Raw genomic sequence first — 26,313 nt, forward strand, 5'->3', positions numbered from 1 at the left:
ATATCGACACGACAACGACACCGGAGACACCCGTCATGCCCCGACTCGACACCCGCCCGCGCCTGGCCGATCCGGACGCGTTCTACGAAGCGCTGATCGACATGCATCGCGACCTGTCGGACGCCGACAGCCAGCTCGTCAACGCGAAGCTGATCCTGCTGCTCGCGAACCACATCGGCGACGCCGACGTGCTGCGCGAAGCGATGGCGCTCGCGCGCCAGGGCGTGACGCCGCCCGTGCATCCGGCCGCCGAGGTCGCGCAATGAGCGCGGCGCCGGCCGACGCACGCGTGCTCGAAGTCGAGCGCGTGATCGACGAGACCCATCGCCCGGGCTTTCACTGGATGCTGCTCGTGCTGTGCGGGCTGTGCCTCGTGATCGATGGCTTCGATGCGCAGGCGATGGGCTATGTCGCGCCCAGCGTGATCGCCGAATGGGGCGTGCCGAAGCAGGCGCTCGGTCCGGTGTTCAGCGCGAGCCTGTTCGGGATGCTGCTCGGCGCGCTCGGGCTGTCGGTGCTCGCCGATCGGATTGGGCGGCGCCCGGTGCTGATCGGCTCGACGCTGTTCTTCGCGGTGACGATGCTCGCGACGCCGTTCGCGGGCTCGATCCCGGTGCTGATGGCGCTGCGCTTCGTCACGGGCCTCGGCCTCGGCTGCATCATGCCGAACGCGATGGCGCTGGTCGGCGAGTTCAGCCCGGCGGCGCATCGCGTGAAGCGGATGATGATCGTGTCGTGCGGTTTCACGCTCGGCGCCGCGATCGGCGGCTTCATCAGCGCCGCGCTGATTCCGGCGCTCGGCTGGCGCTCGGTGTTCTTCGTCGGCGGCGCGGTGCCGCTGGTGTTGACGATCGCGATGCTCGCGCGGCTGCCCGAGTCGCTGCAGTTCCTGGTGCTGAAAGGGCGCGACGCGCAGGCACGCGACTGGCTCGCGCGATTCGCGCCGCAGGCCGGCATCGACGCGAACACGCGTCTCGTCGTGCGCGAGCGCGCAGTGAGCGGCGCGCCGGTCGCCGAGCTGTTCCGTCATGGCCGCCTGCCGGTCACGCTGCTGCTGTGGGCCATCAGCTTCATGAACCTGATCGACCTGTACTTCCTGTCGAACTGGCTGCCGACCGTCATGCGCGACGCGGGCTATTCGCCGGGCACGGCGGTGATCGTCGGCACGGTGCTGCAGACGGGCGGCGTGATCGGCACGCTGTCGCTCGGCTGGTTCATCGAACGCCACGGCTTCGTGCGCGTGCTGTTCGCGTGCTTCGCATGCGCGGCCGTCTCGGTCGGCCTGATCGGCTCGGTCGCGCATGCGCTGCCGTGGCTGCTGATCGTTGTGTTCGCGGGCGGATTCTGCGTGGTCGGCGGGCAGCCGGCCGTCAACGCGCTCGCGGGCCAGTATTACCCGACGTCGCTGCGCTCGACCGGCATCGGCTGGAGCCTCGGCATCGGCCGGATCGGCTCGGTGCTCGGGCCGCTCGTCGGCGGACAACTGATTGCGCTCAACTGGACGCACGGCGCGCTGTTCCACGCGGCCGCGGTGCCCGTGCTGTGCTCGGCGCTGTTCGTGCTGGGGCTGGCCGGCGTAACGCGGCGCGGCGGTGCGCAGGCGCCGAACGCCGCCATGAATTGATGGAGAAAGGAAACGATGACGCTTGACCTGTCGACACCGGCGAGAGCCGGCTACCTGAGCGGATTCGCGAACGAATTCGCGACCGAGGCACTGCCCGGCGCGCTGCCGCACGGCCGCAATTCGCCTCAGCGCGCGCCGTACGGCTTGTATGCGGAGCAGCTGTCGGGCACCGCGTTTACCGCGCCGCGCGGCCATAACCGCCGCTCGTGGCTGTACCGGATCCGGCCGGCGGCCGTGCACCGGCCGTTCGAGCCGTTCACGGGCCCGCAGCGGCTCGTGTCGGAATTCGGCGATTCGGCCGACGTGCCGCCGACGCCGCCGAACCAGCTGCGCTGGGATCCGCTGCCGATGCCGGTCGAGCCGACCGATTTCGTCGAAGGGCTCGTGACGATGGCCGGCAACGGCTCGGCGGCCGCGATGAACGGCTGCGCGATTCACCTGTATGCGGCGAACCGCTCGATGCAGGACCGTTTCTTCTACAGCGCCGACGGCGAACTGCTGATCGTGCCGCAGCAGGGGCGGCTCTTCATCGCGACCGAATTCGGCCGGCTCGACGTCGAGCCGTTCGAGATCGCGGTGATCCCGCGCGGCGTGCGTTTTTCCGTCGCGCTGCCGGACGATGACGCGCGCGGCTACATCTGCGAGAACTTCGGCGCGCTGCTGCGCCTGCCGGATCTCGGCCCGATCGGCTCGAACGGGCTCGCGAACCCGCGCGATTTCCTGACGCCGCAGGCCGCATACGAGGATCGCGAAGGCGCGTTCGAGCTGGTCGCGAAGCTGAACGGGCGCCTCTGGCGCGCGGACATCGGCCATTCGCCGTTCGACGTCGTCGCGTGGCACGGCAACTACGCGCCGTACAAATACGACCTGCGCCTGTTCAACACGATCGGCTCGATCAGCTTCGACCATCCGGATCCGTCGATCTTCCTCGTGCTGCAGTCGCAGAGCGACACGCCGGGCGTCGACACGATTGACTTCGTGATCTTCCCGCCGCGCTGGCTCGCGGCCGAGGATACGTTCCGCCCGCCGTGGTTCCATCGCAATGTCGCGAGCGAGTTCATGGGGCTCGTGCACGGCGCGTACGACGCGAAGGCCGAGGGCTTCGTGCCGGGCGGCGCGAGCCTGCACAACTGCATGTCGGGTCATGGACCCGACGCGGACACGTTCGAGAAGGCGTCGGCGGGCGACACGACGAAGCCGCACAAGGTCGACGCGACGATGGCGTTCATGTTCGAAACCCGCACGCTGATCCGTCCGACGCGCTATGCGCTCGACACCGCGCAGCTGCAGGCCGACTACTTCGAATGCTGGCAAGGCATCAGGAAACACTTCAATCCGGAGCAACCATGAGCGAACCCCAAGACTGGCGCGCGACACTCGATCCGGCTCGCAAGAGCTGGGTCGAGACGGCGAACGATCCCGCCTGCGATTTCCCGATCCAGAACCTGCCGTTCGGGATCTTCAGCGATGCGAAGCAGGCGGCGCGCCGCGCGGGCGTCGCGCTCGGCGACCAGATCGTCGACCTCGCCGCGCTCGCGCGTACGGGCCTCGTGACGCTGCCGGCCGGCGCCGACGTGTTCGCCGCGCCGACGCTCAACCCGTTCATCGCGCTCGGCCGCGATGCATGGCGCAGCGTACGCGTGCAACTGTCGCAGCTGTTCTCGCGCGACGACGCGCGGCTGCGCGATGACGCCGCGCTGCGTGCGCAGGTGCTCGTCGCGCAGCGCGACGCGACGCTGCATCTGCCGGTCGACATTCCCGGCTACACCGATTTCTATTCGTCGAAGGAGCATGCGACCAACGTCGGCTCGATGTTCCGTGATCCGAAGAATGCGCTGATGCCGAACTGGTTGGAGATGCCGATCGGTTACAACGGCCGCGCGTCGTCGGTGGTCGTGAGCGGCACGCCGGTGCGGCGCCCGAGCGGGCAATTGAAGCTGCCCGACGCCGAGCGTCCGGTGTTCGGCGCGTGCCGCAAGCTCGACCTCGAACTCGAGACGGGCTTCATCGTCGGCCGCGGCAATGCGCTCGGCGAACCGATCGCGTGCGAGGACGCCGAAGCGCATATCTTCGGCATGGTGCTGCTGAACGACTGGAGCGCGCGCGACATCCAGCAGTGGGAATACGTGCCGCTCGGCCCGTTCAATTCGAAGGGCTTCGCGACGACGATCTCGCCGTGGATCGTCACGCTCGACGCGCTCGAACCGTTCCGCGTCGCGCAGCCCGAGCAGTCGCCGCAGCCGCTCGCGTATCTGCGCCACGCGGGCAAGCATGCGTTCGACATCGCGCTCGAAGTGACGCTGCGCGCGCAAGGGGCGGCCGAAGCGACGTCGATCTGCCGCACCAACTTCAAGTACATGTACTGGACGATGGCGCAGCAGCTCGCGCATCACACGGTCGCGGGCTGCAACACGCGCGTCGGCGACCTGATGGGTTCGGGGACGATCAGCGGGCCGACGAAGGATTCGTTCGGCAGCCTGCTCGAACTGACGTGGAACGGCAAGGAGCCGCTCGCGCTGAACGGTGGCGGCAGCCGCACGTTCATCGAGGACGGCGACGAGCTCGCGCTCGCGGGCTGGTGCCAGGGCGATGGCTATCGCGTCGGCTTCGGCGCATGTGCCGGCAAGATTCTGCCCGCGCGGAGCGCGTGACACGTCCCGTGTGATCCGCAAGGACAGGGCGGCCCGCATCGCGCGGGCCGTTTTCGTTGTGGTGGCGGGTGGCGGCGCGTATGCGCTCGCATGTACCGGTGTGGACGCTGCGCGACAGCGAACGCGTCCGTGCCGGCGTCAGACCGCGCGCTGCAACGCGGCGCGTCGTTCCCACAGCGCGGCCGCGACGAACGCGGCGACGCACGCGACCAGCACGCCGACCAGCGCGTTGCTGCCCAGTTGCTCCATCAATGCGCCGGCAACCAGCGGGCCGCCGAAGCTCGCGGCGCTCCACGATGCCGACACGAGCGAGCTCGCGGTGACGAGCGCCGCGCCGCGGAAGCGTTCGCCGCACGCGACGAGCGACAGCGTGTAGATGCTGCCGGCCGCCGCGCCGAGCACGAACAGCAGCGGCCAGCACAGCCACGGATTCGCGATCACGAACGGCAGCAGCGGCAGGCCCGCGAGCACGATCCAGCCGGCGCCGAGGTGCACGCGTTCGCGGCCGAGCTTGTCCGCGAGCCAGCCGATCGGGAATTGCATCGCGGTGTCGCCGAACAGCATGATCGACGCGAGCAGCACCGCGGTCGCGCTCGCGACGCCGTGATCCATCGCGTAGAGCGGCAGCAGCGACAGCGCGAGCGTATCGAACAGCGCGAAGAAGCCGGTGCCGATGATCAGCGCGGGCATGCGCGGCAGCACGGCGAGCCAGCTGTCGTGCGCTTCGTGATGCGCGTCGTCGCCGGCGAGCGGCGCGCGCCGGATGGTCGCGAGCGTCGGCAGCGCGAGCAGGAACAGCGCACCGCACAGCGCGAAGCGGATGCTCGTCGCGCCGGCGATCTGGCTGACGAGCACGGGGCCCGCCATCTGGAACAGCGTGAAATTGGTCGCGTAGATCGCGACCACGCGGCCGCGCGTCGAATCGTCGGCGAGCTGGTTGACCCACGCTTCGCCGATCGTGAACAGCAGCATCAGCGCCGCGCCGCACAGCACGCGCAGCACGCCCCACAGGATCAGGTTCGACGTGAACTGCATCAGCACGGTGGCCGCGGCGAGCAGCACGACCGACACGACGATGGCGCGGCGCGCGCCGATGCGCCGCGCGAGCGCGGTGACGAACGGGACGATCGCGAGGCCGCCGAGGGCCTGCGCGGCCGTCAGCATGCCGACGACGTTGGTGCCGTGTCCGGCTTCGGTCAGCGCGAGTGCGGTGAGCGGCAGCGTGGCGCCGGTGCCGAGACCGACCACCGCGACGCTCAGGATCAGCGCGAGGAAATCACGATTGAGAATGGCTTTCATCGGGCGCGATGCTACACCGCGGTCCTTGAAAGGTCCATGAAGGCCATCAGGATCGGTCGGGGTTGCGTGCGCAACGAACGTCGCGGCGCGAGGCCGGGCCGCCGCGCGTCATGCGTGTCCGGCCGGATTCAGCGGTGTGTTCGATGGCGGCGGCGTGGCTGACTATCGGGCCGGAGCCAAGCCGGTGCCGCGGCCGTGCCACGCGTCGTGCGCTCGGTCAGCGGCCGGGAGGCGCCGCGGCGGGTGTCGAGTCGGAGAGGTCGTCCGCGGCGGAAACGCCGGACGATGGCGACGATCCGGCGCTCGTGTCGGACTCCGCCGCACGATCGGCGGCCGGCGTGGCCGGCGCGTCCCAGCCGTTTTCGAACAGGCACGCGTCGATCGGCATCCGCGCGGCCCAGCGCTCCTCCTCGAGCATCGGCTTCGCATAGAACGCATCGACATGCCCGACGCACAGCACGGCGATCGGCTTCGCGCCGGCCGGCATGCCGAGCAGCGTGCGCAGCGCGTCGACGTCGAACAGCGACACCCAGCCCATCCCGAGCCCTTCGGCGCGCGCGGCGAGCCACATGTTCTGGATCGCGCACGCGGCGGACGCGAGGTCCATCTCCGGCAGCGTGCGGCGGCCGAACACGTGGCGCTCGCGATCGTCGGTGAGCGCGACGACCAGCAATTCGCCGCATTCGCGCACGCCTTCGACCTTCAGCCGCATGAATTCGTCCTGCCGCTCGCCGAGCGCGTCGGCGGTCGCGCGGCGCTCGGCCTCGACCAGCGCATGGATCGCGGTGCGCAGCGTGGCGTCGGTGATGCGGATGAAGCGCCACGGCTGCATGAAGCCGACGCTCGGCGCGTGGTGCGCGGCGCGCAGCAAGCGCGCGAGCGTGGCCGGATCGACGGGCGCCGGCGTGAAGTGGCGCATGTCGCGCCGTTCGAAGATGGCGCGGTAGACCGCGGCAATGGCGGAGTCGTCGAAACGCATGGGCGGCAGAAAGCAGGGGAGGTCGGCGCAACGATAGCAGACGCGGCGCGTGCGGCGTTACATCAGTCGAAACAAAATGGCGAATCGTTGAGGATTGCGCGCCCCGAGCGCGCGATGCCGCGGCTCAGCGCCCCGCCGTGACGACGTTGGTCGGCGTGCCGGCGTGCCATGCCTCGATGTTCAGCAGCGTCGTGTGCGCGATCTCGGCGAGCGCCTCGCGCGTGAAGAACGCCTGATGCGACGTGACGATCACGTTCGGGAACGTCAGCAGGCGCGCGAGCACGTCGTCCTGCAGCGGCAGGTCGGAGTGATCCTCGAAGAAGAGGCCGCTTTCCTCCTCGTACACGTCGAGCCCGAGATGGCCGAGCTGGCCGCTCTTGAGCGCGTCGACCAGCGCCTGCGCGTCGACGAGGCCGCCGCGGCCGGTATTGATCAGCATCGCGCCGTGCTTCATCCGCGCGAGCGTCTGCGCGTTGATCAGATGGTGCGTCGACGGCAGCAGCGGGCAGTGCAGGCTGACGATGTCGGCGTGGTGCAGCAGCGCGTCGAGCTCGACGTAGCGCGCGCCGAACGCGATCAGCTCGTCGTCGTACGGCGGCATCGAGTGCGCGAGCACGTGCATCCCGAAACCCATCATGATCTTCGCGAACACGCGGCCGATCAGGCCGGTGCCGATCACGCCGATGGTCTTGCCGTGCAGGTCGAAGCCGAGCAGGCCGTTCAGCGAGAAGTCGCCTTCGCGCGTGCGCGCGACCGCGCGCGGCAGCCGGCGGTTGAGCGCGAGGATCAGCGCGACCGCGTGTTCGGCCACCGCATGCGGCGAATAGGCCGGCACCCGCACGACCGCGATGCCGAGCCGCTCGGCGGCGGCCAGGTCGACGTGGTTGAACCCGGCCGAGCGCAGCGCGATCAGGCGCGTGCCGCCGTCGGCGAGCCGTTCGAGCACGGCCGCGTCGACGGTGTCGTTGACGAACGGACACACGACTTCATAGCCGTGCGCGAGGATCGCGGTTTCCGCGTCGAGGTGCGACGGCTGGAAGTGCAGCCGATAGCCGAATTGCCGGTTGGCGGCGGTAAACGATTCGTCGTCGTACTGCCGGCTGCTGAACAGGATCACGCGCACGCTGCACCTCCAATGGCTGTCGCGTGCAGTTTACTGCAGGCCCGTCTGCCGCCCCGTGACGAGATCGACGCGATCGGGCGTGCGCAGGAAGCTGTAGCCGGCCGGCGCGCGGGCCGCTTGAACGCCGAAGTGCTCGAGCGCGTGCTCGACGAAGCTGCGCGTGCGGGCCGGCACGTACTGGCGGTTCGGGTAGACGAGCGACAGCTGCGCGTCCGGGTCGTCGATCTGGTAGGTGGGCAACAGCCGCACGAGCGTGCCGGTGGCGAGCGCGTCGGCGACGCACGGCTCGGGCAGCACCACGATGCCGGAGCCGGCAACGGCCGCCGCGTGCACGAGCGCCAGCTGGTTGACCGTGCAGGTCGGGCGTAGCGTGATCGAATGCGTTGCGCCGTCGTGGCCGACCAGCCGCCACGCGGGCGCATGCTGGTGCGGCGCGAGTGCGACCCAGTCGTGGCCCGGCAGGTCGTCGGGCGCGCGCGGCTCGCCGCGCCGTTCGAGATACGCGGGCGCCGCGCAGGCGACGAGCGGGGCCGGCGGGAGTGCGTGGCCGATCAGCGTCGGGTTGCCGTCGAGCCGGTTGCCGGTCACGATGCCGACGTCGTAGCCCGAATCGAGCACGTCGAGCGGCCCTTCGGCGACGGTGAGCTGCACCCGCAACTCGGGGTAGCGGTGCCGGAAGCTGCTGACCAGCAGCGTCAGCGCGAGCGGCGACAGCAGGCCCGACGCGACGACCCGCAGCGTGCCGGCCGGCTCGCGCACCGCATGCGCGACGGACGCCTCGAGATGATCGAATTCCTCGAGCAGCGCGCGGCAGCCGTCGAGGTAGCGCAGGCCGGCCTCGGTCAGCGACAGGTTGCGCGTGGTGCGGTGGATCAACCGCGTGTTCAGGTGAGACTCGAGCATCGCTATCGAACGCGTGACGAGCGCATTGGACACGCCTAGATGGTGCGCCGCGCGGCGGAAGCTCTGCTGCTCGGCGACGCAGACGAACACACGCATGGTCTGAATCTGGTTCATGGCTCGCGAATTTCTGGCCCGGTTGATTGATATCGGTTGTGATTTTTCGTTGCACGACCTGGAAAACCGTCGCGCGACACCCGGTTCTCCTTCGTATCGAAAAATCGGTTTTCCATTCTGCAGACGATTGTTCATTACAGAAGCGTTATCCGTCAACCTGCGAAAAAGGGCGGGTTGCGTAAAATCGAAATCACGGGTATCGCTTTAACGAATCGGGGTCACGCGGGTGCGCCGGGGATATCTTGTGGCGTATTGAAGTTGGTCGCCTGCGTTTTGAATATTTGTAATGTAAATCAATGTGTTGTGCGTGAACCTTGGCGGCCGGATCCGGTATTGGGTGAAATCGCTCACCAATAGATGCTGCGATAATGGATGTTTTTGCGCAGATCGCGGTTTTCGTGGGTCGATTCCACCTGCGCGATTTTTTTCGTGATCACCGGTATTTCAGCCGATACATGCACGGCGCTGAAGGCGGAAATCTTGGACTCGTCCCAATATTGCCGGGGAAAATCACCGGGATCGAACCCCCGATGGAACCGTTTCGCATCCGCACGGCAATGCCGCGGCAATACGAAACCCGGTCGTCCGACGGGTGCGCGGCGGGTGGCCCGGTCCGTCGACCGGGCCACCGGCACGCTGTCCGGCCGCGGGTGCCTCTTGCGCGCGGCCGCGGAACACGGAATGATCGATCAGTTCGCCATGCCGCGCGGCGGACGACACGTCCGTGCGTTTTCCTCCCTCCACTTTTGCCTGCCATGTCCATCGATTACTCGCCGATTCCCTGTCCCGTCGTCGTGCCGCTCGACGCGATCCTGCCCGAAGAACCGCTGCTGATGATGGGGGCCGGCCCGGTCCCGATCCCGGCCGCCGTCGCGAAGGCGAACACGATCGTGATCAACCACCTCGGCGCGACCATGGCGAAGATCATCGAGCAGGTGAAGGAGATGGCGCGCTACGTGTTCCAGACCCGCACGAAATGGGTGCTCGGCGTGGCCGGCCCCGGCTCGGCCGCGATGGAAATGGCGATCTCGAACCTCGCGTGGCGCGGCACGCGTGTGCTGTCGATCCGCAACGGCTTCTTCAGCGCGCGGATGGCCGAAATGGCGACGCGCGTCGGCGCCGACGTCGCGACGCTCGAAGTGGCCGACCGCGCGGTCGCGAGCCTCGACGAGATCGCGGACGCCATCGCGCGCGAGCGGCCCGAGATCGTCACGATCGTGCAGGGCGAGACGTCGAACACAGTATGGAACCGAGAGCTGCGCGAGATCGCGGCACTCGCGAAGGCGGCCGGCGCGCTGGTCGTCGTCGATGCTGTGTGCACGCTGTCGACGATGCCGCTCGAGATGGACGCATGGGGCATCGACGCGGTGATCACGGGCGGCCAGAAGGGGCTGTCGTCGATCCCCGGCGTGTCGCTGATCGCGTTCTCCGATGCTGCGTGGAATCGGATGAAGCAGCGTCCGGAACCGAACGCGCACTGGTGCCTCGACATGGCGCTCGCGGAGAACTTCTGGCACAACGCGGGCTATCACTACACGGCGCCGGTGTCGGGCGTGCTCGCGCTGCACGAGGCGCTGCGCCTCGTGTGCGCGGAGACGCTCGAAAGCCGCTTCGCGCGCCACTTGCGCTGCTCGCTCGCGCTGCAGGCGGGCGTCGAGGCGATGGGGCTCACGCTCTATGCGCCGAAGGCGTGCCGGCTCAATTCGGTGGTCGGGATCGAGACGCCCGAGGGGCTCACGCCCGGGATGGTGTGCGGCCATATCTCGCAGCAGTACCAGGTCGAGATCTCGGGCTCGTTCGGGCTGCCGATCGTGCGGATCGGGCAGATGGGCGAACAGTGCCGCGAACACAACCTGTTCCGCACGCTGCATGCGTTCGGCCGCACGATGGACGATCTGAAGGTGCCGGTCGACCTGCCGGCCGGCGTGGCCGCGCTCGAGCAGGAACTGTCGCGGCGGGGCGCGTAAGCGGGAGACGAGGGCGCCGGACGCGCGCGGCGGCGCCGGCCGTCGAAAGGCGGGCGGGCCTCAGCCGCCCTGCATCGCGCGCCGGTACGCGTTCGGCGTCGTGCCGTGCGCGTCGCGAAAGCGATGGCTGAAGTGGCCGGCGTTCGCGTAGCCGCATTCGGCCGCGACCTGCGCGAGCGGCAGCGCCGTCGTGCGCAGCAGCAGGCGCGCCCGCGCGAGCCGCTGCTCGGCCACCCATGCGTGCGGCGCGCGGCCGAACGACAGCCGGAACATCCGCGAGAAGTGGTATTCGGACAGCGCGGCGACGTTCGCCAGTTCGCCGAGCGTCAGCGGCTGCGACAGATAGCTGTCGATATAGTCGCGCACGCGGCGGCGCACGGCCGGCGCGAGCCCGCCGCGGAACGGCACGTCGGTGCGCGTCGTGCTCTGGCCGCGCAGCAGCAGGCTCAGCACGTCGTGCGCGGCCTCGTTCGCGCGCAGGCGCCCGTCGGCATCGTCCCAGCGCTCCAGCGCGAGCGAACGGAACTGCGCCGCCACGCGCGCATCCTCGAAATAGGTGCGGTCGGCGAGTTTCAGTTCGCGCGGCTCGCGATCGAGCTCGCGGATCGCGCGCTGCGTGAAGTGTTCGGGCAGGAAGTACAGGTGGATGAAGTGCATCTCGCCGCGCACCCACCAGCGCGATTCATGGTCGCCCGGCAGCGCGCACAGCAGGCTCGGCGCGCCGTAGCGCGGCACGCGTTCGCGCTCCGTCCGGTAACCGCCGTCGAGATAGCACGACAACGTGTGGTGGCCGGGCTGTTCGTAGATCGTCTCGCTTTCGTCGGTGATGCGCGTCCATTCGGCGATCGCGAGATGGTCGCCGAGCCACGTGAAGCGCTCGAGCGTCGCATTCGCCTCGGCAAGCGTGCGGCACACCGACTGCAGGCCGAACGGCATGGCGCCGCCGGCAAGGGCGGCCGAGTGATCGACGGGCGGGGCGTACAGGGGCGAACTCATGATGCGACGAGCATAAGCGGGCGCGACGCGCGCCGTGCGGCGGCCCGGAAAAGACCGCAATTCCGGACAATCCGCACGGGCGGGGCGGCGGCATAGTCGGAGCCCGTTCCACTCGTTTCGCCTCGTTGCCGCCATGAACCTGTCGCTTTATTTCGTCACCGTGCTGATCTGGGGCACCACCTGGATCGCGATCAAGTGGCAGCTCGGCGCCGTGCCGCCGCCCGTGTCGATCGCGTGGCGCTTCTGGCTCGCCGCCGCCGTGCTGTTCGCGCTGCTGCGCGTGATGCGCCGGCCGGTGCGTCCGCCGCGCGAAGCATGGCGCTACCTCGTCGCTCAGGGCTTCGCGCTGTTCTGCCTCAATTTCCTGTGCTTCTACTATTCGGAGCAGGTCGTGCCGAGCGGCCTCGTCGCCGTGATCTTCTCGACCGCGCCGTTGCTGAATTCGATCAACGGCCGGCTGTTCATGGGCCGCCCGCTGCGGCCGTCCGCGATCGCCGGCGCGCTGCTCGGGCTGACCGGCATCGCATGCCTGTTCTGGCAGCAGATGGCCGGCCACCTCGACGATCACGCGACCTGGACGGGCCTCGCGATCGCGTTCGCCGGCACGATGTGCTTCTCGGCCGGCAACCTGCTGTCGAGCCGGATGCAGTCGATGGGCCTGCACCCGCTCGCGACCAACGGCTGGGCGATGCTGATCGGCGCGGCGATCCTCACGGTCGGCAGCGCGGCGGCCGGGCTGCCGTTCACGATCGACCCGAGCCCGCGCTATCTCGGCGCGCTCGTCTATCTGGCCGTGCCGGGCTCGGTGATCGGGTTCACCGCATACCTGACCCTCGTCGGGCGGATCGGGCCGGAGCGCGCCGCATACTGCACGGTGCTGTTCCCGATCGTCGCGCTGGCCGTGTCGACGGTCTTCGAGGGCTATCAATGGTCGCCGCTCGCGGTAATCGGGCTGCTGCTCGTGCTGGCCGGCAATCTCGTCGCGTTCGACCTGACGCGCCGGTTGTTTCCGAGGACGGCGCGAGCCTGAGCGCATGATCGAGGCGCCAACTGATTGGGTTGGCGCGGTCGACTTGGTTTCGCTTCAGGGCTGCGCTTGATCCGCCGGTTGGGTCAGGAGGAGATGAGGAGCACGCAGGCGCATGCGCGGGAAGGCGCGGCTGCGATTCTCGATGTCGAAATGGCCGGAGGCGCAGTGCCGTCGGCGCGGCGACCCTGCCTGGCCCCGATCGTGCCGAACCGAACCGCTCGCTCAGGGGCGCCGATGCGTTCCGGCGTCATCCCCAAGCCATCCGCGTATTGCGGAACTTCAATGTGTTGCTGCGCTGGCCGGCATGGCCGGTGCCGCGACACGGCTCACGCCGCCGCGCCGCTCCCCGCGACCCGCGCCTGCCGCTGGTACAGCACCATCGACAGCGCGACACCCGCGGCGGCGGCCACGGCCGCGAACAGGAACACCTGCGGATAGCCGAACGCGCCCGCGATATAGCCGGCGAGCGGGCCGGTAATGCCGAGCGACAGGTCGAGGAACACCGAGTACGCGGACAGCGCCGCGCCGCGGCTCGCGGGCGGCACGAGCGCGACGGCCTCGACGCCGAGCGCCGGGAAGATCAGTGCGAAGCCGAAGCCGGTCAGCGCGGCGCCGGCGAGTGCGACGTGCGGCACGGGCGCGAGCCACAGCAGCAGGAGGCCCGAGCATTCGAACGCGAACGACACGATCGCGACGCGGAAGCCGCCGTAGGTCTTGATCGTGTTCGCGAACAGCAGGCGCGCGCCGATGAACAGCGTGCCGAACACGGTCAGCGACAGCGCGGCGTTCGGCCAGTGGCGCGCCGCGTAGTACAGCGTGACGAAGGTCGCGATCGAGCCGAAACCGGCCGAGCCGAGCGCGAGGCCCAGGCCGTGCGGCAGCACGCGGGTGAACACGCTCGCATACGACATCCGCTCGCCATGCACGAGCGGCACGGCATCGATCAGGCGTGCGAGGTAGAAGCCGATCGCGGCGAGCGCGATCACGATCACGCCGATCAGCGCCGGGTTCAGCGTATGCGCGATCGCCACGCCGACCGGTGCGCCGAGCGCGAGCGCGCCGTAGGTCGCGATGCCATTCCACGAGATCACCTTCGCGTTGTGCGCGACCCCGACCCGGCCGATGCCCCACAGGATCGCTCCCGTGCCGCACAGGCTTTCGCCGACACCCAGCACGAGCCGGCTCGCGACCAGCAGCACGAGGCTCGCGACCGGCCAGTGGGCCAGCAGCAGCGCGACGAGCAGCAGCACGCCCGACACGCCGCAGCCGATCAGCCCGCGCAGCACCGTCTGCTTCGGCCCGAGCGTATCGGCGAAGCGCCCCGCGAGCGGGCGCGAGGCGAGCGTCGCGAAATACTGGACGCTGATCGCACCGCCCGCGACGATCGCGGAAAAGCCGAGATCGTCGTGGACGAAGCCCGGCAGCACGGCGAGCGGCAGGCCGATGGTCAGGTAGCAGATGAACGTGAAGCTGACGACGGACACGATTTGCAGCGTGACCGCGAACCCGCTGCGCGGCGGTGTGGCGGAATCGGTTGACATGGGGTCGGAACGAATGAGCGAAGCGGAGCGGAAGTTGGCGTAAAACGGAATCGGGATTTTCCCATGGAACCGGTTTTCCCGCAGGTACCGCTTAGTTCAGCGCGCGCCGTTTCCTCGCTGACGGAGCGCCGACGAATCGGCGCGGGCCGACCCGAAACGCAAGCGGGGCAACGCGCGAGCGCGGCCGCCGGGCGGCTGCCGCGCTCATATCGCGGCAGTTATATGGGCCGCATGCGTGATGGGCTATGGGTTGGGAAATTTGATGGTGATAGCGTGCAAACTGTCAGAGAAACGTCGGTCGAGCGCTCCGCGCAGGCCGCCTTGCCCCCACTTGAAGAACGACAGAGACATGAGTGAGCCGATCCGCTTCTACCATCGTCACGCGGTCCGCGAAGTCAGCGACGCGGACGTCACCCGCACCGTGCTGCAGTACCTGCGCGAGGATGCGCACTGCACCGGCACCAAGGAAGGCTGCGCGGAAGGCGACTGCGGCGCGTGCACGGTCGTCGTCGGCGAGCTGACCGACGGGGGCACGGTCGAGTTCAAGGCGGTGAACGCCTGCATCCAGTTCCTGCCGACGCTCGACGGCCGCGCGCTGCTGACGGTTGAAGATCTGCGCCAGCCGGACGGTTCGCTGCACCCGGTGCAGCAGGCGATGGTCGATTGCCACGGGTCGCAATGCGGGTTCTGCACGCCCGGCTTCGTGATGTCGATGTGGGCGCTGTACGAGAAGCACGGCCACGAAGGATGCGGCAGCGCGTGCGCGAAGGCGAAGGACGTGCCGACGCGCACCGAGATCGCCGATGCGTTGACGGGCAACCTGTGCCGCTGCACCGGCTATCGCCCGATCGTCGACGCGGCCGTCCAGATGTTCGATGCGGCCGGCGAAGGCGCGACCGGCGAACGTACGTCGCAGCCGGTGGCGCCGGTCGACACGGCCGCGCTCGCCCGCACGCTCGCGTCGCTCAAGCGTGACGACACGTTCGATTACACGACGAGCGACGGCGCGCGCTTCGCGGCGCCGCGCACGCTCGACGCGCTGGCCGCGCTGAAGATCGAGCGGCCTGACGCGCGCATTCTTGCCGGCAGCACCGACATCGGCCTGTGGGTCACCAAACAGATGCGCCGGCTCGACGACCTGATCTACGTCGGCCAGATCGCCGAACTGCAGACCATCGCGCACGGCGACGACTGGATCGAGATCGGCGCGGGCGTGACGCTCGAGAACGCGTATGCGGCACTCGCCGGCACGTATCCGGAGCTGACCGAGATGTGGAAGCGCTTCGCGTCGCTGCCGATCCGCAACGCCGGGACGATGGGCGGCAACGTCGCGAACGGCTCGCCGATCGGCGACTCGATGCCGGGCCTGATCGCGCTCGGCGCGCGCGTCGTGCTGCGCGGCGGCGACACGGTGCGCGAGCTGCCGCTCGAGGCGCTCTACACCGGCTATCAGCAAAAGGACATGGCGCCGCACGAATTCGTCGTCGGCCTGAAGGTGCCGACCCGCACCGGCGCACGCGCGAAGCTGCAGTTCCGCACCTACAAGGTGTCGAAGCGGTTCGACTCCGACATCTCGGCCGTCTGCGCGGCGTTCGCGTTCATCGCGGACGGCGACACGATCCGCGAGCCGCGCATCGCGTTCGGCGGGATGGCCGCGACGCCGAAGCGCGCGACGCATACGGAAGCCGTGCTCGACGGCGCGCAGTGGCACGAAGCCACCGCGCAGGCCGCGATGCAGGCGCTCGAGCGCGACTACCAGCCGCTCTCCGACATGCGCGCGACGAGTACGTATCGCCTCGATACCGCGAAGAACTTGATGTATCGATTCTGGCTGGAGACGCGCCCGCACGACCCGCTGCCGCCGCAAGCCGTGAATGTGCGTGAAGTGGCCGCCGAAGCCGGCGCCGACGCCGACGCGCGCGTCTGAAGACGGAGAACACCGAACATGAACCAGCAAGCAGAACCGTTCCTGAACACCCTCGACCAGCAAGCCGACGCCGCGCAGGTGCACATCTCGCGTCCGCACGAATCCGCCCACCTGCACGTGAGCGGGCGCGCGACCTACACCGACGACATCCCGATCGTCGCGGGCACGCTGCACGCGGCGCTCGGATTGTCGGCCAAGCCGCACGCGAAGATCGTGTCGATGAACTTCGACGCGGTGCGCGCGACGCCGGGCGTGGTCGCCGTGTTCACGGCCGACGACATCCCGGGCGTCAACGACTGCGGTCCGATCATCCACGACGACCCGGTGCTCGCGAAAGGCATCGTGCAGTTCGTCGGCCAGCCGATGTTCATCGTCGTTGCAACGTCGCATGACATCGCGCGGCTCGCCGCGCGCCGTGCGCAGGTCGACTACGAGGAGCTGCCCGCGATCCTGACCGCGCAGGAAGCGCGCCAGGCCGAAACCTACGTGATCCCGCCGCTGAAGCTCGCGCGCGGCGACGCGGCCGCGCGCCTGGCCGCCGCGCCGCATCGCGAGTCGGGCGAGATGCTGCTCGGCGGCCAGGAGCAGTTCTATCTGGAAGGGCAGATTGCCTACGCGGTGCCGAAGGACGACGACGGGATGCACGTGTACTGCTCGACGCAGCACCCGAGCGAAATGCAGCACCTCGTCGCGCACGTGCTCGGCGTCGCGTCGCACAACGTCCTGGTCGAATGTCGCCGGATGGGCGGCGGCTTCGGCGGCAAGGAATCGCAGTCGGGCCTGTTCGCATGCTGCGCGGCGCTCGCCGCATGGAAGCTGCTGTGCCCGGTGAAGCTGCGTCCGGACCGCGACGACGACATGATGATCACCGGCAAGCGGCACGACTTCCATTACCGCTTCGACGTCGGCTACGACGACGACGGCCGCCTCGACGGCGTCGCGCTCGAGATGACGTCGCGCTGCGGCTTCTCGGCCGACCTGTCGGGCCCGGTGATGACGCGCGCGGTGTGCCACTTCGACAACGCGTACTGGCTCGGCGACGTCGACATCGCCGGCTACTGCGGCAAGACCAACACGCAGTCGAACACCGCGTTCCGCGGCTTCGGCGGCCCGCAGGGCGCGTTCGCGATCGAGTACATCCTCGATGACATCGCGCGCGGGCTCGGCCGCGATCCGCTCGACGTGCGCTACGCGAACCTGTACGGCAAGACCGAACGCAACGTGACGCCTTACGGGCAGACGGTCGAGGACAACGTGCTGCAGGAGCTGCTCGGCGAACTCGAGACGACGAGCGACTACCGCGCGCGGCGCGCGGGCGTGCGCGACTTCAACGCCCGCAACACGGTGCTGAAGAAGGGCATCGCGCTCACGCCGGTGAAGTTCGGCATCGCGTTCAACGTCACGCACTTCAACCAGGCCGGCGCGCTGGTGCACATCTATACCGACGGCTCGGTGCTCGTGAACCACGGCGGCACGGAGATGGGGCAGGGGCTCAACACGAAGGTCGCGCAGGTCGTCGCGCACGAGCTCGGCATCCGCTTCGGCCGGATCCGCGTGACGGCGACCGACACGAGCAAGGTCGCGAACACGTCCGCGACGGCAGCGTCGACGGGTTCCGACCTGAACGGCAAGGCCGCGCAGGATGCGGCGCGCCAGCTGCGCGAGCGGCTCGCGGTGTTCGCGGCGAAGCAGTTCGGCGACGGCAAGGTCGATGCGGCCGACGTGAAGTTCGGCAACGACTTCGTGTGGGTCGGCGGCGCGAGCGTGCCGTTCGGCGAGGTGATCGCGAAGGCCTATCTGGCGCGCGTGCAGCTGTGGTCCGACGGCTTCTATGCGACGCCGAAGCTGTACTGGGATCAGTCGAAGCTGCAGGGCCGGCCGTTCTACTACTACTCGTACGGCGCGGCCGTGTCGGAAGTCGTGATCGATACGCTGACGGGCGAGATGCGCACGCTGCGCGTCGATGCGCTGCACGACGTCGGCGCGTCGCTGAACCCGGCGCTCGACATCGGCCAGGTCGAAGGCGCGTTCATCCAGGGGATGGGCTGGCTCACGACCGAGGAGCTGTGGTGGAACGCGGGCGGCAAGCTGATGACGCACGCGCCGTCCACGTACAAGATTCCGACGGTCAACGACACGCCGCCCGAGTTCAACGTGCGGCTGTTCCAGAACCGCAACGTGGAGGACAGCATCCATCGTTCGAAGGCCGTCGGCGAGCCGCCGCTGCTGCTGCCGTTCTCGGTGTTCTTCGCGGTGCGCGACGCGATTGCCGCGGTCGGCGACTACCAGGTGAATCCGCCGCTCGACGCGCCGGCCACCGGCGAGTCGATCCTGCGTGCGGTGAACGCGGTGCGTGCGGCAAGCGCCGCGCGGGCAGGTTGAGATGGAACGACGCCCATGCCCACTTCGTTCGCTGCTTCCCGAGGGGGCGGTCAGCCTCCTTGGGGCGGCCCGGCGGAGGCTGACATGAACGTACCCCCACGCTCGCCGCATACCGCGTCGCATGCGCCCGTCGCCGGGTGCGACGGCGCGTGCGGCGGCTCACCCGCGCAGACCTTCGCGCAAGGCACCGGCCGGCGCAACCGCGCGAGCGCCGCGCCGCCGCCGATGCACATCGTGCTGTTCGGCGCGGGGCACGTCGGCCACGCGCTCGTCACGCTGCTCGGCGCGTTGCCGTGCGTCGTGCAGTGGGTCGACACGCGCGACGAGCTGTTCCCGGACGAATGTCCGCCGAACGTGCAGCCGGAGCCGACCGACACGCCGGAGGCCGTCGTCGACGCGGCGCCGCCCGGCGCGTACTTCCTCGTGATGACGCACAACCACGCGCTCGACTTCTCGCTCGCCGCGCAGATCATGCGGCGGCGCGACTTCGCGTACTTCGGGATGATCGGCTCGCGCACCAAGCGCGTGAAGTTCGAGCGCCGGCTCGCCGCGCGCGGCGTCGATCCGGCGCGGCTCACGGAGATGGTGTGTCCGATCGGCGTCGCGGGCATCGTCGACAAGGCGCCCGGCGCGATCGCGGTGGCCGTGTGCGCGGAACTGCTGCAGGCGCGCTCGGGGACGCCGGTGGCCGATGTGAAGGCGGTCGCGGCCGGCCGCGTGCGCGACGACGCGAGCTGCGCGCGGTAACGACGAGGGCGGCACGCCCGACGCGTCCGCGCGTTTTTGCCTACACTGCACGGATCGCGCGGCATCGGGCCGCGCGCCTTTCGTGCAGGTTCCATGTCCGATCATCAGGTCTATCTCGACGCGCTCGATGCGAGCCTCGTCGCCATCGAGCGCTGGCTGTCCGGCGCCGATACCGCACCCGCGGCGCTCGATGCGCTGCTCGCGCCTTTCTCCGACGATTTCACGATGATCATGACCGACGGTCGCGTGTTCGACCATGACGGCATGCGCGCGCTGTTCGCGCAGTTGGGCGGCGCGAAGCCGGGGCTGCGCATCGCGCTGTCGGACATCCGCGTGCTCGCGGCCGACGCGTCGCATGCGGTGCTCACCTATCTCGAAGCGCAGCAGGCGGCGTCGGGCGAACTGCCCGCGCGCCGCGCGACTGCCGTGTTCGAACGCGACGCGGCAGGCGTCGTGCGCTGGACGCATCTGCAGGAAACCTTCTGCACGGCCTGAGCGGCCGCGCCGCATGAGCGCGCGCGGGCCGTCCCGCGCGGGTCAGCGCTTGCGGCCGCGCGCGGCCGTCAGCCCATCGGACACGCTCTGCATCAGCGCGCACAGCCACGCGATGTCGGTCGGCCGATCGGGCTGCGGGTGCGTGAGCAGGTAGCTCTTGATGCGCGGGAACGGCACGGGCGGCGCGACGACGACGAGCGGCAGCAACTGCGCATAGTGCGTCGCGAAGCGGCGCGTCGTCGTGAAGATCAGGTCCGACTGCAGCAGCACCTGCGGCACGATTCCGAAGTACGGCAGCGTCGTCACGATCCGCCGCGTGAGGCGCGCGCGCGCGAGGCCGATTTCGATCGCGTTGCGCTTGTCGCCGGTGTACGGCGTCGGCGCGACGTGCGCGGCCGACGCGTACGCTTCGCGCGTGAGCGGCTCGCGTGCGAGCGGATGCGCGTCGCGCATCAGGCACACGATCGTGTCGGAGAACAGGTCCTGGCGCGCGAAGTGCGGGTCGGGCTTCGGCCAGTTGCCGATCACGAGGTCGAGCACGCCCGATTCGAGCGCCTCCGCATGGTCGAGCGCGGGATTCAGCGAGTCGATTTCCAGATGCGCATGCGGCGCCGCGTCGCGAAAGCGCTCGATCAGCGTCGGCATGAAGAAATCGTTCAGGTAGTCGGGCGCGGCGACACGAAACGTGCGCCGCGCGGACGACGGGTCGAAGTCGCCGTGCGGCGTCGCGATGAAGTCGACCTCGCGCAGCGCGCGCGACGCCGCACCGAGCAGCGACGCGCCATATTCGGTCGGCACCATCCCCGACTTGCCGCGCACGAGAATCGGGTCGTTCAGCGTCTCGCGCAGCTTGCGCAGCGCGGTGCTGATCGCGGGCTGGGTCTGGTTCAGCCGCAGCGCGGCCTGCGTGACGCTGCGCTCGAGCAGCAGCGTGCGCAATACGCGCACGAGCCAGATATCGAGCGAGGCGGTACGGTCGTCGTCTTCCATCGGGGCGGGCGGATTCGGGGAAGCGTAACCTTACCGCAGCCGCGCGTCGCCGTGCGTGATACCGGCCATCACGCGCGGCCCTTCGGCAGCGTGCTGATCCGCTTGACCTCGCGCGACTCGAGCCAGTTCGGCGTGCGCGCGCAGTACAGCACCATCGGCAGCGCGTCCTCGCCCCAGAACAGCTGCTGATTCATCCAGAAAGTCGGGACGCCGAACACGCCGAGCGCGATCGCGTCGTCGGTGTTGCGGCGCAACTGCGCGCTCGTTTCCTCGAATTCGATCAGCTCGTCGCCGTGGCTCACGCCGACGCGTTCGCACAGCGCGGCGAAGCCGTCCGGCGTCGACGGATCGTTGCCGTCGTGCCAGATGAAGCGGAACATTTCCAGCACGGTCGCGATATCGGCGCGCAGCGCGAGCGCGAGGCGCAGCACCTTGTCGGAATCGAACGGATGGGCGGGCGGCATCTTGAAGCGGATGCCGAGCTGTTCGGCGCGAAACAGCGCGTGGCGGTACGTGAACACGCGCTTGGTCGGTACCTCGGCGCTCGGGCGTTGTCCCCAGTGGCGCTGCAGGTCGAGCAGCGACACGGCGACGGGTTCGAACGGCACGTCCGGCCATTTGTCGAGCTGTTCGAGCAGCAGGTAGGAGAACGGCGACACGAAGTCGTAGAACCAGGCGGGTTGGGCAGTATCGAGGCCGGTTGTCATGGCGATCTCCAGAGGGTGGGGCGTGCGCGCCTGGCGGCGGCCTTCATGTTGCGCGGTGGCGCGGATGCAGCAATGATCGCGGATCGGCCGCTCACGCGGAACCGGGAGTCGCCCGAGGGGGCGCGCCGGCCGGCGGCGACGCCTCCCCGGTTCGCGCCGCCGCGGCGGGGCCGGCGCCGGGCGTGCCCGACGTGCCCGACGTGCCCGATGCGGCGTCGTGCTCGTGCGCGGTGAGGCGCTCGCGCACGAAGCCGATGTGCTCGCGCAGCACGTAGAACTGCCCCGCGTACGCGAGCGGCATCTTCATCCGGTTCACGGCTTCCTCGATGTCGTCGAGCTCGTCGAGCAGCTGGACGCGCTCCTCGGCCGTGTGCTCGCCGAGCGCACGGCGCTCGAGCGCGATCAGCGCGCCGTACCAGCGGTAGATGCGCGAACGCACGCGCCAGCCGTACAGCGACGGCACCAGCCGCAGCCCGGGAATCAGCACGACGATCAGCGGCACCAGCACGACGAGCAGCCGGTCGACCAGACTCGCGACCCAGAACGGCAGCCGCCGGTACAGGAAGGTTTTGCCCGACTTGTAGTAGCGCGCCGCGTCGTCCGACAGCGGGAAGCCGCGCGTGACCGCGGACGGGAATTCGCCCGCGTGCTGCAGGATCGTCGCGTGGCCGTGCACCTCGCGCGCGGCCTCGATCAGCAGGTCGGACAGCGCGGGGTGCAGCGTGTCGCGCGCGACCAGCTCGATCGTCGGCGCGACCGTGTGGATGTCGGCGGGCGGCAGGTTGCGGCCGAGATCGTAGACGCCCATGGGCAGCGTGATCGCGGTCAGGTAAGGAAAGCGCCGCGCATACGCCTCGGCCTGCGTGAACGAGTACACGTGCACGCCCGGCGCGCGGAACAGCTTCGCCATCACCGGGATCTGGGTCGAGTCGCCGGACAGGAACGCGGCGTCGATCTTGCCGTCGAGCAGCGCGGTCGCGGCGTCCTCGCCGGCGGTCGGCAGCAGCTCGGTCGAGCCGCCCGGCACGATGCCGTTCATCTTGAGCAGCGCCAGGCTCAATTCGCGGGCGCCGCTGCCCTCCGCGCCGAGCGCGAGGCGCTTGCCCTTGAAGTCGGACAGGCGGGCGACGACCGGGCCGCGGTACATGATCGCGAGCGGCACGTAGCCGATGCTGCCGAGCGAGACCAGGTGCTCGTCGCGCTCCTTCGGGCCGATGCCGCTCTGCACGAAGCCGACGTTGACCGGCGCGTTCGGGTTCGACAGCCGCGCGAGGTTCTGCGCCGATCCTTCGGACGACTCGACGTCGAGCGTGACGCCGTTCTTCGCGAGGATCGCCTTGTATTTCTGCGCGGCGTTCCAGTAGGTGCTGCCGGGCGGGCCGGACGAAATCACGAGCGTGGACGGCGGCGCCGGCTGGATCAGCTTGACCGCGAGCCAGATCGCCGCGGCAGCGAGCAGCACGGTGGGGCCGATCGACAGTGCGAGGTCGCGCCACGACACCGCGACGAAGCGGGCGAGGATGCGGCGGGGCGGGCGAGGGCGGGCTGGCTTCATGGCGGCGGCGGATGACACGGGCGTGACGCATCGATGACGGCGGGCTCGGACGCTGCACGCGATGCACGTTCTGGCGGCGATGGTACCCGGTTTCCCCCGACGTGCGCGAATCGGCCGCCGTGTCGCGCAGGCTTGCCCGGCCGGCCGCGACGGCCGGTGACGGGCGGCGGCGCTCGCCCGCGCGTCAAAAGCTTTGCGCTTCGGCGGGCGCTGGATTACATTGTGCGACGCAGCCGCGCCCGATTCGCGCGCGACCCGGCACGCAATGAGACCGGGCGCGTCCGGCCGGCGGCTGCCCGGCCCGGCCGGCCCGCATACGCGCGCGCCAGCTGCCGGCCCGTGTCGCCTCTCTCGCATCGCCGTGGAAATCATCGGCCGTCCCGCCCGTTCGCGCGCGGGCCGGCTGCCATTGGGGGTATCCGGCCGTACTGTGCACGGCCGTTCCGGAGTTACAAGGAGATAGCATGAAGTCGATCGTGTTGAGAGCGTTGGGTGTTGCAGCCGTGGCGGCCTGTCTGACGGGCAGCGTGTACGCGCAGTCCAGCGATACGGCGGCCACCGAAGCGCCGGCCGCGGCAGCGAGCTCGCCGAAGGCGGCGGCCAAGACCGCGAAGAAGGCGAACCGCAAGCTCGGCTACGCGGTGCGCAAGGCAATCACGAAGGCAGGCGGCATCGACGTGGCGAACATCGTCGTGCGCTCGAAGGGCGGCGCGATCACGCTGGAGGGCACGGTGCCCGACCAGGCCCAGATCGACAAGGCGGAAGAGGCAGCGAAGGGCGTGAGTGGCGTGACGTCGGTCTCGAACAAGCTGACGGTTCAGCAGCAATAACGCCGGGCGGGCGGCGCGCCAGCGCCGCCCGCGCCCGCTTTCAGGCGGGCCCCGGCATGCCGGGGCCCGTTTGCGCCGCAGCCTGCCCCAGTCTTTCGCTGCGCGCCAGCCCTCCGGGGGAGCATCTCCCAAGGGGACTGCCTTCGGGGCGGAAAACCAGGGGCGGCCCGGTGTTTTCCCGACAGGCCGCAAGCCGCGCACGACGCAGCGGCGGACCGATAGCGATATCGATAATGAGAGGGGGCGGCAATGACGACGCACGGGTGGGGCACTCGGATTCTTCTCGGCGCGGCGCTGGCCGCGCTTACATTGCTCAGCGCCTGCAACGACGCCGATTCGGGCGAGCGCAACCGGTTGCCCGGTTTCGTGTCCGGCAGCGTGCGCACGACCGCCTACGACGGCACGAGCGACGACCTGCTGACGGCCGGCCTCGGCAAGACGGGCCTCGCCTCCACGGCGCCCGCGTTCGCGAATCCGTCCCGGCCGACGAGCGCCGAGCTGCGCCGGCTCGCGATCTGGTCGAATTACCGCGCGCTCGTCGACATGAGCGCGAACGGCGGCTACGACCGCTTCTGGGGGCCGAACGTCGACGTCGACGGCAACGCCACGCTCGGCGAAGGCAAGATCCCCGGCACCGAATATCTCGCGTACTCCGACGACGGCAGCGGCCGCAAGAACGTGACGCTGCTCGTGCAGGTGCCCGCCAGCTTCGATCCCGCGCAGCCGTGCATTGTCACCGCGACGTCGTCGGGTTCGCGCGGCGTGTACGGCGCGATTTCGGCGGCCGGCGAGTGGGGCCTCAAGCGCGGCTGCGCGGTTGCGTACAACGACAAGGGTGGCGGCAACGGCGCGCACGAGCTCGGCTCCGACACGATCACGCTGATCGACGGCACGCTCGCCAACGCAGTGCTCGCCGGCAATGCCAGCCTCTTTACCGCGAACGTGACGAGCGGCGACCTGGCCGCGTTCAACAACCGCTTCCCGAACCGCTACGCGTTCAAGCACGCGCATTCGCAGCAGAATCCCGAGCAGGACTGGGGGCACGCGACGCTGCAGGCGGTCGAATTCGCGTACTGGGCGCTCAACGAGCAGTTCGGGCCGGTGCTCGACAGCTCGCATCACGGCGTGCGCTACCACCCGGGCGACATCACGACGATCGCCGCGTCCGTCAGCAACGGCGGCGGTGCGGCGCTCGCGGCGGCCGAGCAGGACACGCGCCGCTGGATCACCGCGGTCGTAGTCGGCGAGCCGCAGGTCAACGTGCGGATGGCGCCGAACGCGGTCGTGCGCGAGGGCGGCCAGCCCGCGCCGTCGTTCGGTCGGCCGCTCGCCGACTACGCGACGCTCGCGAACCTGCTGCAGCCGTGCGCGGCCGCGTCGGCGTCGCTCGCCGGCGAGCCGTACCTGAGCGGGCTGCCGGCCGCCACCACGCAGTCGATCCGCACGCAGCGCTGCGCGACGCTCGCCGCGGCGGGGCTCGTGTCGGGCGCCGATACGCAGAGCCAGGCCGCCGACGCGCTCGCGCAGTTGCATGCGGCCGGCTATCTCGCCGATTCCGACCTGCTGCAGGCGTCGATGTGGGATTCGCAGGCGATTCCGGCGATCGCGGTCACCTATGCGAACGCGTACACGCGCTCGCGCGTGACCGACAATCTGTGCAATTTCAGCTTCGCGACCACCAGCGCGCCGACCGGCACGGTCGCGTCGCCCGCCGCGTCGCCGATGCCAGCCATCTTCGGCGTCGGCAACGGCGTGCCGCCGACGGGCGGCATCGACCTCGTGTTCAACACGGGCGCGGGCATCGATCACCGGCTCGCGACCCCCGACGCGAGCTTCGCGGGCGCGCTGTGCCTGCGCCAGCTGTGGACCAACGGGATGCTCGACATGCCGGCGAACGTCGACGCCGTGCGCGTGAACGCGAACCTGCAGGGCAAGCCCGCGATCATCGTGCAGGGCCGCAGCGACGCGCTCGTGCCAGTGAACCACGCGTCGCGTGCGTACGTCGCGCAGAACAGCATCAGCGAAGGCGGCCGCAGCCAGCTCGTGTTCTACGAGGTGACGAACGGGCAGCACTTCGACGCGTTCCTGCCCGTCGCGGGCTTCGATACGCGCTTTGTGCCGGTCCACTACTACAACCTGCAGGCGCTGAACCTGATGTGGCGCCATCTGAAGAACGGCGCCGCGCTGCCGCCGTCGCAGGTGATCCGCACGGTGCCGCGCGGCGGCACGCCGGGCGCCGCCCCCGCGCTGACGAGCGCGAACCTGCCGCCGATCGCGACGTCGCCCGGCGCGAACGCGATCACGGCCGGCGCCGGCGCGATCGACGTGCCGCTCTGACGGCATCCGCTGCACCGCGTTGATGAAGCCGGACTGTCGTCCGGCTTTTTCTTTTTCGAGTCTGGAATCGGTCCCGCGCTGTCCTTTATCGGGATGGTGAGTGCCGTAACAAATTG

General features: G+C 69.5%; 22 protein-coding genes. 12 read left to right on the top strand and 10 right to left on the bottom strand.

Annotation, left to right across the window (positions count from 1 at the left end; genetic code table 11):
• Positions 1-35 precede the first annotated feature (35 nt).
• From LMA02_RS03610 to fahA, 4 genes are read left to right on the top strand one after another with little or no spacing between them, the layout of a single operon-like run.
• Positions 36-266, top strand: a complete 231-nt coding sequence (locus tag LMA02_RS03610; protein WP_151065055.1) for a DUF2783 domain-containing protein — start codon at positions 36-38, stop codon at positions 264-266.
• Entirely contained in the window at positions 263-1,624 is a 1,362-nt protein-coding gene (locus tag LMA02_RS03615) for an MFS transporter (RefSeq protein WP_228906955.1), read from the top strand. The genes LMA02_RS03610 and LMA02_RS03615 overlap by 4 nt, the downstream gene beginning before the upstream one ends.
• Before the next feature lie 15 nt (positions 1,625-1,639).
• Positions 1,640-2,974: a homogentisate 1,2-dioxygenase gene (hmgA, locus tag LMA02_RS03620; RefSeq protein WP_228906956.1), complete on the top strand. Its 1,335-nt coding sequence runs from the start codon at positions 1,640-1,642 to the stop codon at positions 2,972-2,974.
• Positions 2,971-4,275: a fumarylacetoacetase gene (gene fahA, locus LMA02_RS03625; RefSeq protein WP_228906957.1), complete on the top strand. Its 1,305-nt coding sequence runs from the start codon at positions 2,971-2,973 to the stop codon at positions 4,273-4,275. Before hmgA ends, fahA begins: the two co-directional genes overlap by 4 nt.
• A gap of 138 nt (positions 4,276-4,413) precedes the next feature.
• Here the strand turns inward: fahA and LMA02_RS03630 are convergent, their stop codons facing one another.
• From LMA02_RS03630 to LMA02_RS03650, 5 genes are all read right to left on the bottom strand, one after another.
• Positions 4,414-5,574 carry an MFS transporter gene (locus LMA02_RS03630; protein ID WP_228906958.1) on the bottom strand — a complete coding sequence of 387 codons (1,161 nt, stop codon included), beginning with the start codon at positions 5,572-5,574 and terminating at the stop codon, positions 4,414-4,416.
• A gap of 217 nt (positions 5,575-5,791) precedes the next feature.
• Positions 5,792-6,553, bottom strand: a complete 762-nt coding sequence (bluB, locus tag LMA02_RS03635) for a 5,6-dimethylbenzimidazole synthase (RefSeq protein ID WP_228906959.1) — start codon at positions 6,551-6,553, stop codon at positions 5,792-5,794.
• Positions 6,554-6,677: 124 nt separating this feature from the next.
• Positions 6,678-7,676 carry a 2-hydroxyacid dehydrogenase gene (locus LMA02_RS03640; protein WP_228906960.1) on the bottom strand — a complete coding sequence of 333 codons (999 nt, stop codon included), beginning with the start codon at positions 7,674-7,676 and terminating at the stop codon, positions 6,678-6,680.
• A 30-nt stretch (positions 7,677-7,706) separates the two neighbouring features.
• On the bottom strand, positions 7,707-8,693 hold the full coding sequence (locus LMA02_RS03645) for a LysR family transcriptional regulator (protein WP_228906961.1): 987 nt from the start codon (positions 8,691-8,693) through the stop codon (positions 7,707-7,709).
• A 347-nt stretch (positions 8,694-9,040) separates the two neighbouring features.
• Positions 9,041-9,322: a hypothetical protein gene (locus LMA02_RS03650; RefSeq protein WP_228906962.1), complete on the bottom strand. Its 282-nt coding sequence runs from the start codon at positions 9,320-9,322 to the stop codon at positions 9,041-9,043.
• Between the two features lie 126 nt (positions 9,323-9,448).
• Here LMA02_RS03650 and LMA02_RS03655 point away from each other — a divergent pair, with 126 nt between their 5' ends.
• The gene (locus LMA02_RS03655; protein ID WP_175698701.1) at positions 9,449-10,660 is read left to right on the top strand and encodes a pyridoxal-phosphate-dependent aminotransferase family protein; all 1,212 of its coding nucleotides are present in this window, start codon (positions 9,449-9,451) and stop codon (positions 10,658-10,660) included.
• Positions 10,661-10,720: 60 nt separating this feature from the next.
• Here LMA02_RS03655 and LMA02_RS03660 read toward each other — a convergent pair whose 3' ends face one another.
• Positions 10,721-11,656 carry a helix-turn-helix domain-containing protein gene (locus LMA02_RS03660; protein WP_212083169.1) on the bottom strand — a complete coding sequence of 312 codons (936 nt, stop codon included), beginning with the start codon at positions 11,654-11,656 and terminating at the stop codon, positions 10,721-10,723.
• A gap of 133 nt (positions 11,657-11,789) precedes the next feature.
• On the opposite strand from LMA02_RS03660, the gene LMA02_RS03665 reads away from it, so the two are divergent.
• Positions 11,790-12,686, top strand: coding sequence for a DMT family transporter (locus tag LMA02_RS03665; RefSeq protein WP_228906963.1), 897 nt, complete (start codon positions 11,790-11,792; stop codon positions 12,684-12,686).
• Between the two features lie 326 nt (positions 12,687-13,012).
• Here the strand turns inward: LMA02_RS03665 and LMA02_RS03670 are convergent, their stop codons facing one another.
• Positions 13,013-14,227, bottom strand: a complete 1,215-nt coding sequence (locus LMA02_RS03670) for an MFS transporter (RefSeq protein WP_011656096.1) — start codon at positions 14,225-14,227, stop codon at positions 13,013-13,015.
• 349 nt (positions 14,228-14,576) lie between these two features.
• Here LMA02_RS03670 and xdhA point away from each other — a divergent pair, with 349 nt between their 5' ends.
• From xdhA to LMA02_RS03690, 4 genes are all read left to right on the top strand, one after another.
• Complete coding sequence (gene xdhA / locus LMA02_RS03675; protein ID WP_228906964.1) at positions 14,577-16,154, top strand: xanthine dehydrogenase small subunit; 1,578 nt, start codon at positions 14,577-14,579, stop codon at positions 16,152-16,154.
• Between the two features lie 18 nt (positions 16,155-16,172).
• Positions 16,173-18,536 (top strand): xanthine dehydrogenase molybdopterin binding subunit, encoded by a 2,364-nt coding sequence (gene xdhB / locus LMA02_RS03680; protein WP_228906965.1) that lies wholly within the window; start codon positions 16,173-16,175, stop codon positions 18,534-18,536.
• A gap of 84 nt (positions 18,537-18,620) precedes the next feature.
• On the top strand, positions 18,621-19,283 hold the full coding sequence (gene xdhC / locus LMA02_RS03685; RefSeq protein ID WP_228906966.1) for a xanthine dehydrogenase accessory protein XdhC: 663 nt from the start codon (positions 18,621-18,623) through the stop codon (positions 19,281-19,283).
• A gap of 93 nt (positions 19,284-19,376) precedes the next feature.
• Positions 19,377-19,778 (top strand): nuclear transport factor 2 family protein, encoded by a 402-nt coding sequence (locus LMA02_RS03690; RefSeq protein WP_228906967.1) that lies wholly within the window; start codon positions 19,377-19,379, stop codon positions 19,776-19,778.
• 42 nt (positions 19,779-19,820) lie between these two features.
• On the opposite strand, the gene LMA02_RS03695 is transcribed toward LMA02_RS03690, so the two are convergent.
• The 3 genes from LMA02_RS03695 to LMA02_RS03705 all read right to left on the bottom strand — a co-directional run bounded on the left by LMA02_RS03695 (position 19,821) and on the right by LMA02_RS03705 (position 23,030).
• Positions 19,821-20,768 carry a LysR family transcriptional regulator gene (locus LMA02_RS03695; RefSeq protein ID WP_166725710.1) on the bottom strand — a complete coding sequence of 316 codons (948 nt, stop codon included), beginning with the start codon at positions 20,766-20,768 and terminating at the stop codon, positions 19,821-19,823.
• A gap of 68 nt (positions 20,769-20,836) precedes the next feature.
• The gene (locus LMA02_RS03700) at positions 20,837-21,475 is read right to left on the bottom strand and encodes a 2-hydroxychromene-2-carboxylate isomerase (RefSeq protein ID WP_228906968.1); all 639 of its coding nucleotides are present in this window, start codon (positions 21,473-21,475) and stop codon (positions 20,837-20,839) included.
• Positions 21,476-21,566: 91 nt separating this feature from the next.
• Complete coding sequence (locus LMA02_RS03705) at positions 21,567-23,030, bottom strand: TAXI family TRAP transporter solute-binding subunit (protein ID WP_228906969.1); 1,464 nt, start codon at positions 23,028-23,030, stop codon at positions 21,567-21,569.
• A gap of 464 nt (positions 23,031-23,494) precedes the next feature.
• Here LMA02_RS03705 and LMA02_RS03710 point away from each other — a divergent pair, with 464 nt between their 5' ends.
• Positions 23,495-23,860, top strand: a complete 366-nt coding sequence (locus LMA02_RS03710; protein ID WP_175656162.1) for a BON domain-containing protein — start codon at positions 23,495-23,497, stop codon at positions 23,858-23,860.
• Positions 23,861-24,109: 249 nt separating this feature from the next.
• Positions 24,110-26,197: a D-(-)-3-hydroxybutyrate oligomer hydrolase gene (locus LMA02_RS03715; protein ID WP_228906970.1), complete on the top strand. Its 2,088-nt coding sequence runs from the start codon at positions 24,110-24,112 to the stop codon at positions 26,195-26,197.
• Positions 26,198-26,313: the final 116 nt, after the last annotated feature.

The organism is Burkholderia sp. B21-005 (genome assembly GCF_020843965.1).
In the GTDB taxonomy this organism is placed as follows: Bacteria; Pseudomonadota; Gammaproteobacteria; order Burkholderiales; family Burkholderiaceae; genus Burkholderia; species Burkholderia ambifaria.

Excerpts from the sequence above, each read along its gene's own strand:
- LMA02_RS03655 (WP_175698701.1), top strand. The coding sequence starts at position 9,449 with ATGTCCATCGATTACTCGCCGATTCCCTGTCCCGTCGTCGTGCCGCTC.
- LMA02_RS03615 (WP_228906955.1), top strand. The coding sequence starts at position 263 with ATGAGCGCGGCGCCGGCCGACGCACGCGTGCTCGAAGTCGAGCGCGTG.
- LMA02_RS03715 (WP_228906970.1), top strand. The coding sequence starts at position 24,110 with ATGACGACGCACGGGTGGGGCACTCGGATTCTTCTCGGCGCGGCGCTG.
- bluB (WP_228906959.1), bottom strand. The coding sequence starts at position 6,553 with ATGCGTTTCGACGACTCCGCCATTGCCGCGGTCTACCGCGCCATCTTC.
- xdhB (WP_228906965.1), top strand. The coding sequence starts at position 16,173 with ATGAACCAGCAAGCAGAACCGTTCCTGAACACCCTCGACCAGCAAGCC.
- xdhA (WP_228906964.1), top strand. The coding sequence starts at position 14,577 with ATGAGTGAGCCGATCCGCTTCTACCATCGTCACGCGGTCCGCGAAGTC.
- LMA02_RS03710 (WP_175656162.1), top strand. The coding sequence starts at position 23,495 with ATGAAGTCGATCGTGTTGAGAGCGTTGGGTGTTGCAGCCGTGGCGGCC.
- LMA02_RS03700 (WP_228906968.1), bottom strand. The coding sequence starts at position 21,475 with ATGACAACCGGCCTCGATACTGCCCAACCCGCCTGGTTCTACGACTTC.
- LMA02_RS03645 (WP_228906961.1), bottom strand. The coding sequence starts at position 8,693 with ATGAACCAGATTCAGACCATGCGTGTGTTCGTCTGCGTCGCCGAGCAG.
- hmgA (WP_228906956.1), top strand. The coding sequence starts at position 1,640 with ATGACGCTTGACCTGTCGACACCGGCGAGAGCCGGCTACCTGAGCGGA.
- LMA02_RS03695 (WP_166725710.1), bottom strand. The coding sequence starts at position 20,768 with ATGGAAGACGACGACCGTACCGCCTCGCTCGATATCTGGCTCGTGCGC.
- LMA02_RS03660 (WP_212083169.1), bottom strand. The coding sequence starts at position 11,656 with ATGAGTTCGCCCCTGTACGCCCCGCCCGTCGATCACTCGGCCGCCCTT.
- LMA02_RS03610 (WP_151065055.1), top strand. The coding sequence starts at position 36 with ATGCCCCGACTCGACACCCGCCCGCGCCTGGCCGATCCGGACGCGTTC.
- LMA02_RS03690 (WP_228906967.1), top strand. The coding sequence starts at position 19,377 with ATGTCCGATCATCAGGTCTATCTCGACGCGCTCGATGCGAGCCTCGTC.
- LMA02_RS03630 (WP_228906958.1), bottom strand. The coding sequence starts at position 5,574 with ATGAAAGCCATTCTCAATCGTGATTTCCTCGCGCTGATCCTGAGCGTC.
- fahA (WP_228906957.1), top strand. The coding sequence starts at position 2,971 with ATGAGCGAACCCCAAGACTGGCGCGCGACACTCGATCCGGCTCGCAAG.
- xdhC (WP_228906966.1), top strand. The coding sequence starts at position 18,621 with ATGAACGTACCCCCACGCTCGCCGCATACCGCGTCGCATGCGCCCGTC.
- LMA02_RS03670 (WP_011656096.1), bottom strand. The coding sequence starts at position 14,227 with ATGTCAACCGATTCCGCCACACCGCCGCGCAGCGGGTTCGCGGTCACG.
- LMA02_RS03705 (WP_228906969.1), bottom strand. The coding sequence starts at position 23,030 with ATGAAGCCAGCCCGCCCTCGCCCGCCCCGCCGCATCCTCGCCCGCTTC.
- LMA02_RS03665 (WP_228906963.1), top strand. The coding sequence starts at position 11,790 with ATGAACCTGTCGCTTTATTTCGTCACCGTGCTGATCTGGGGCACCACC.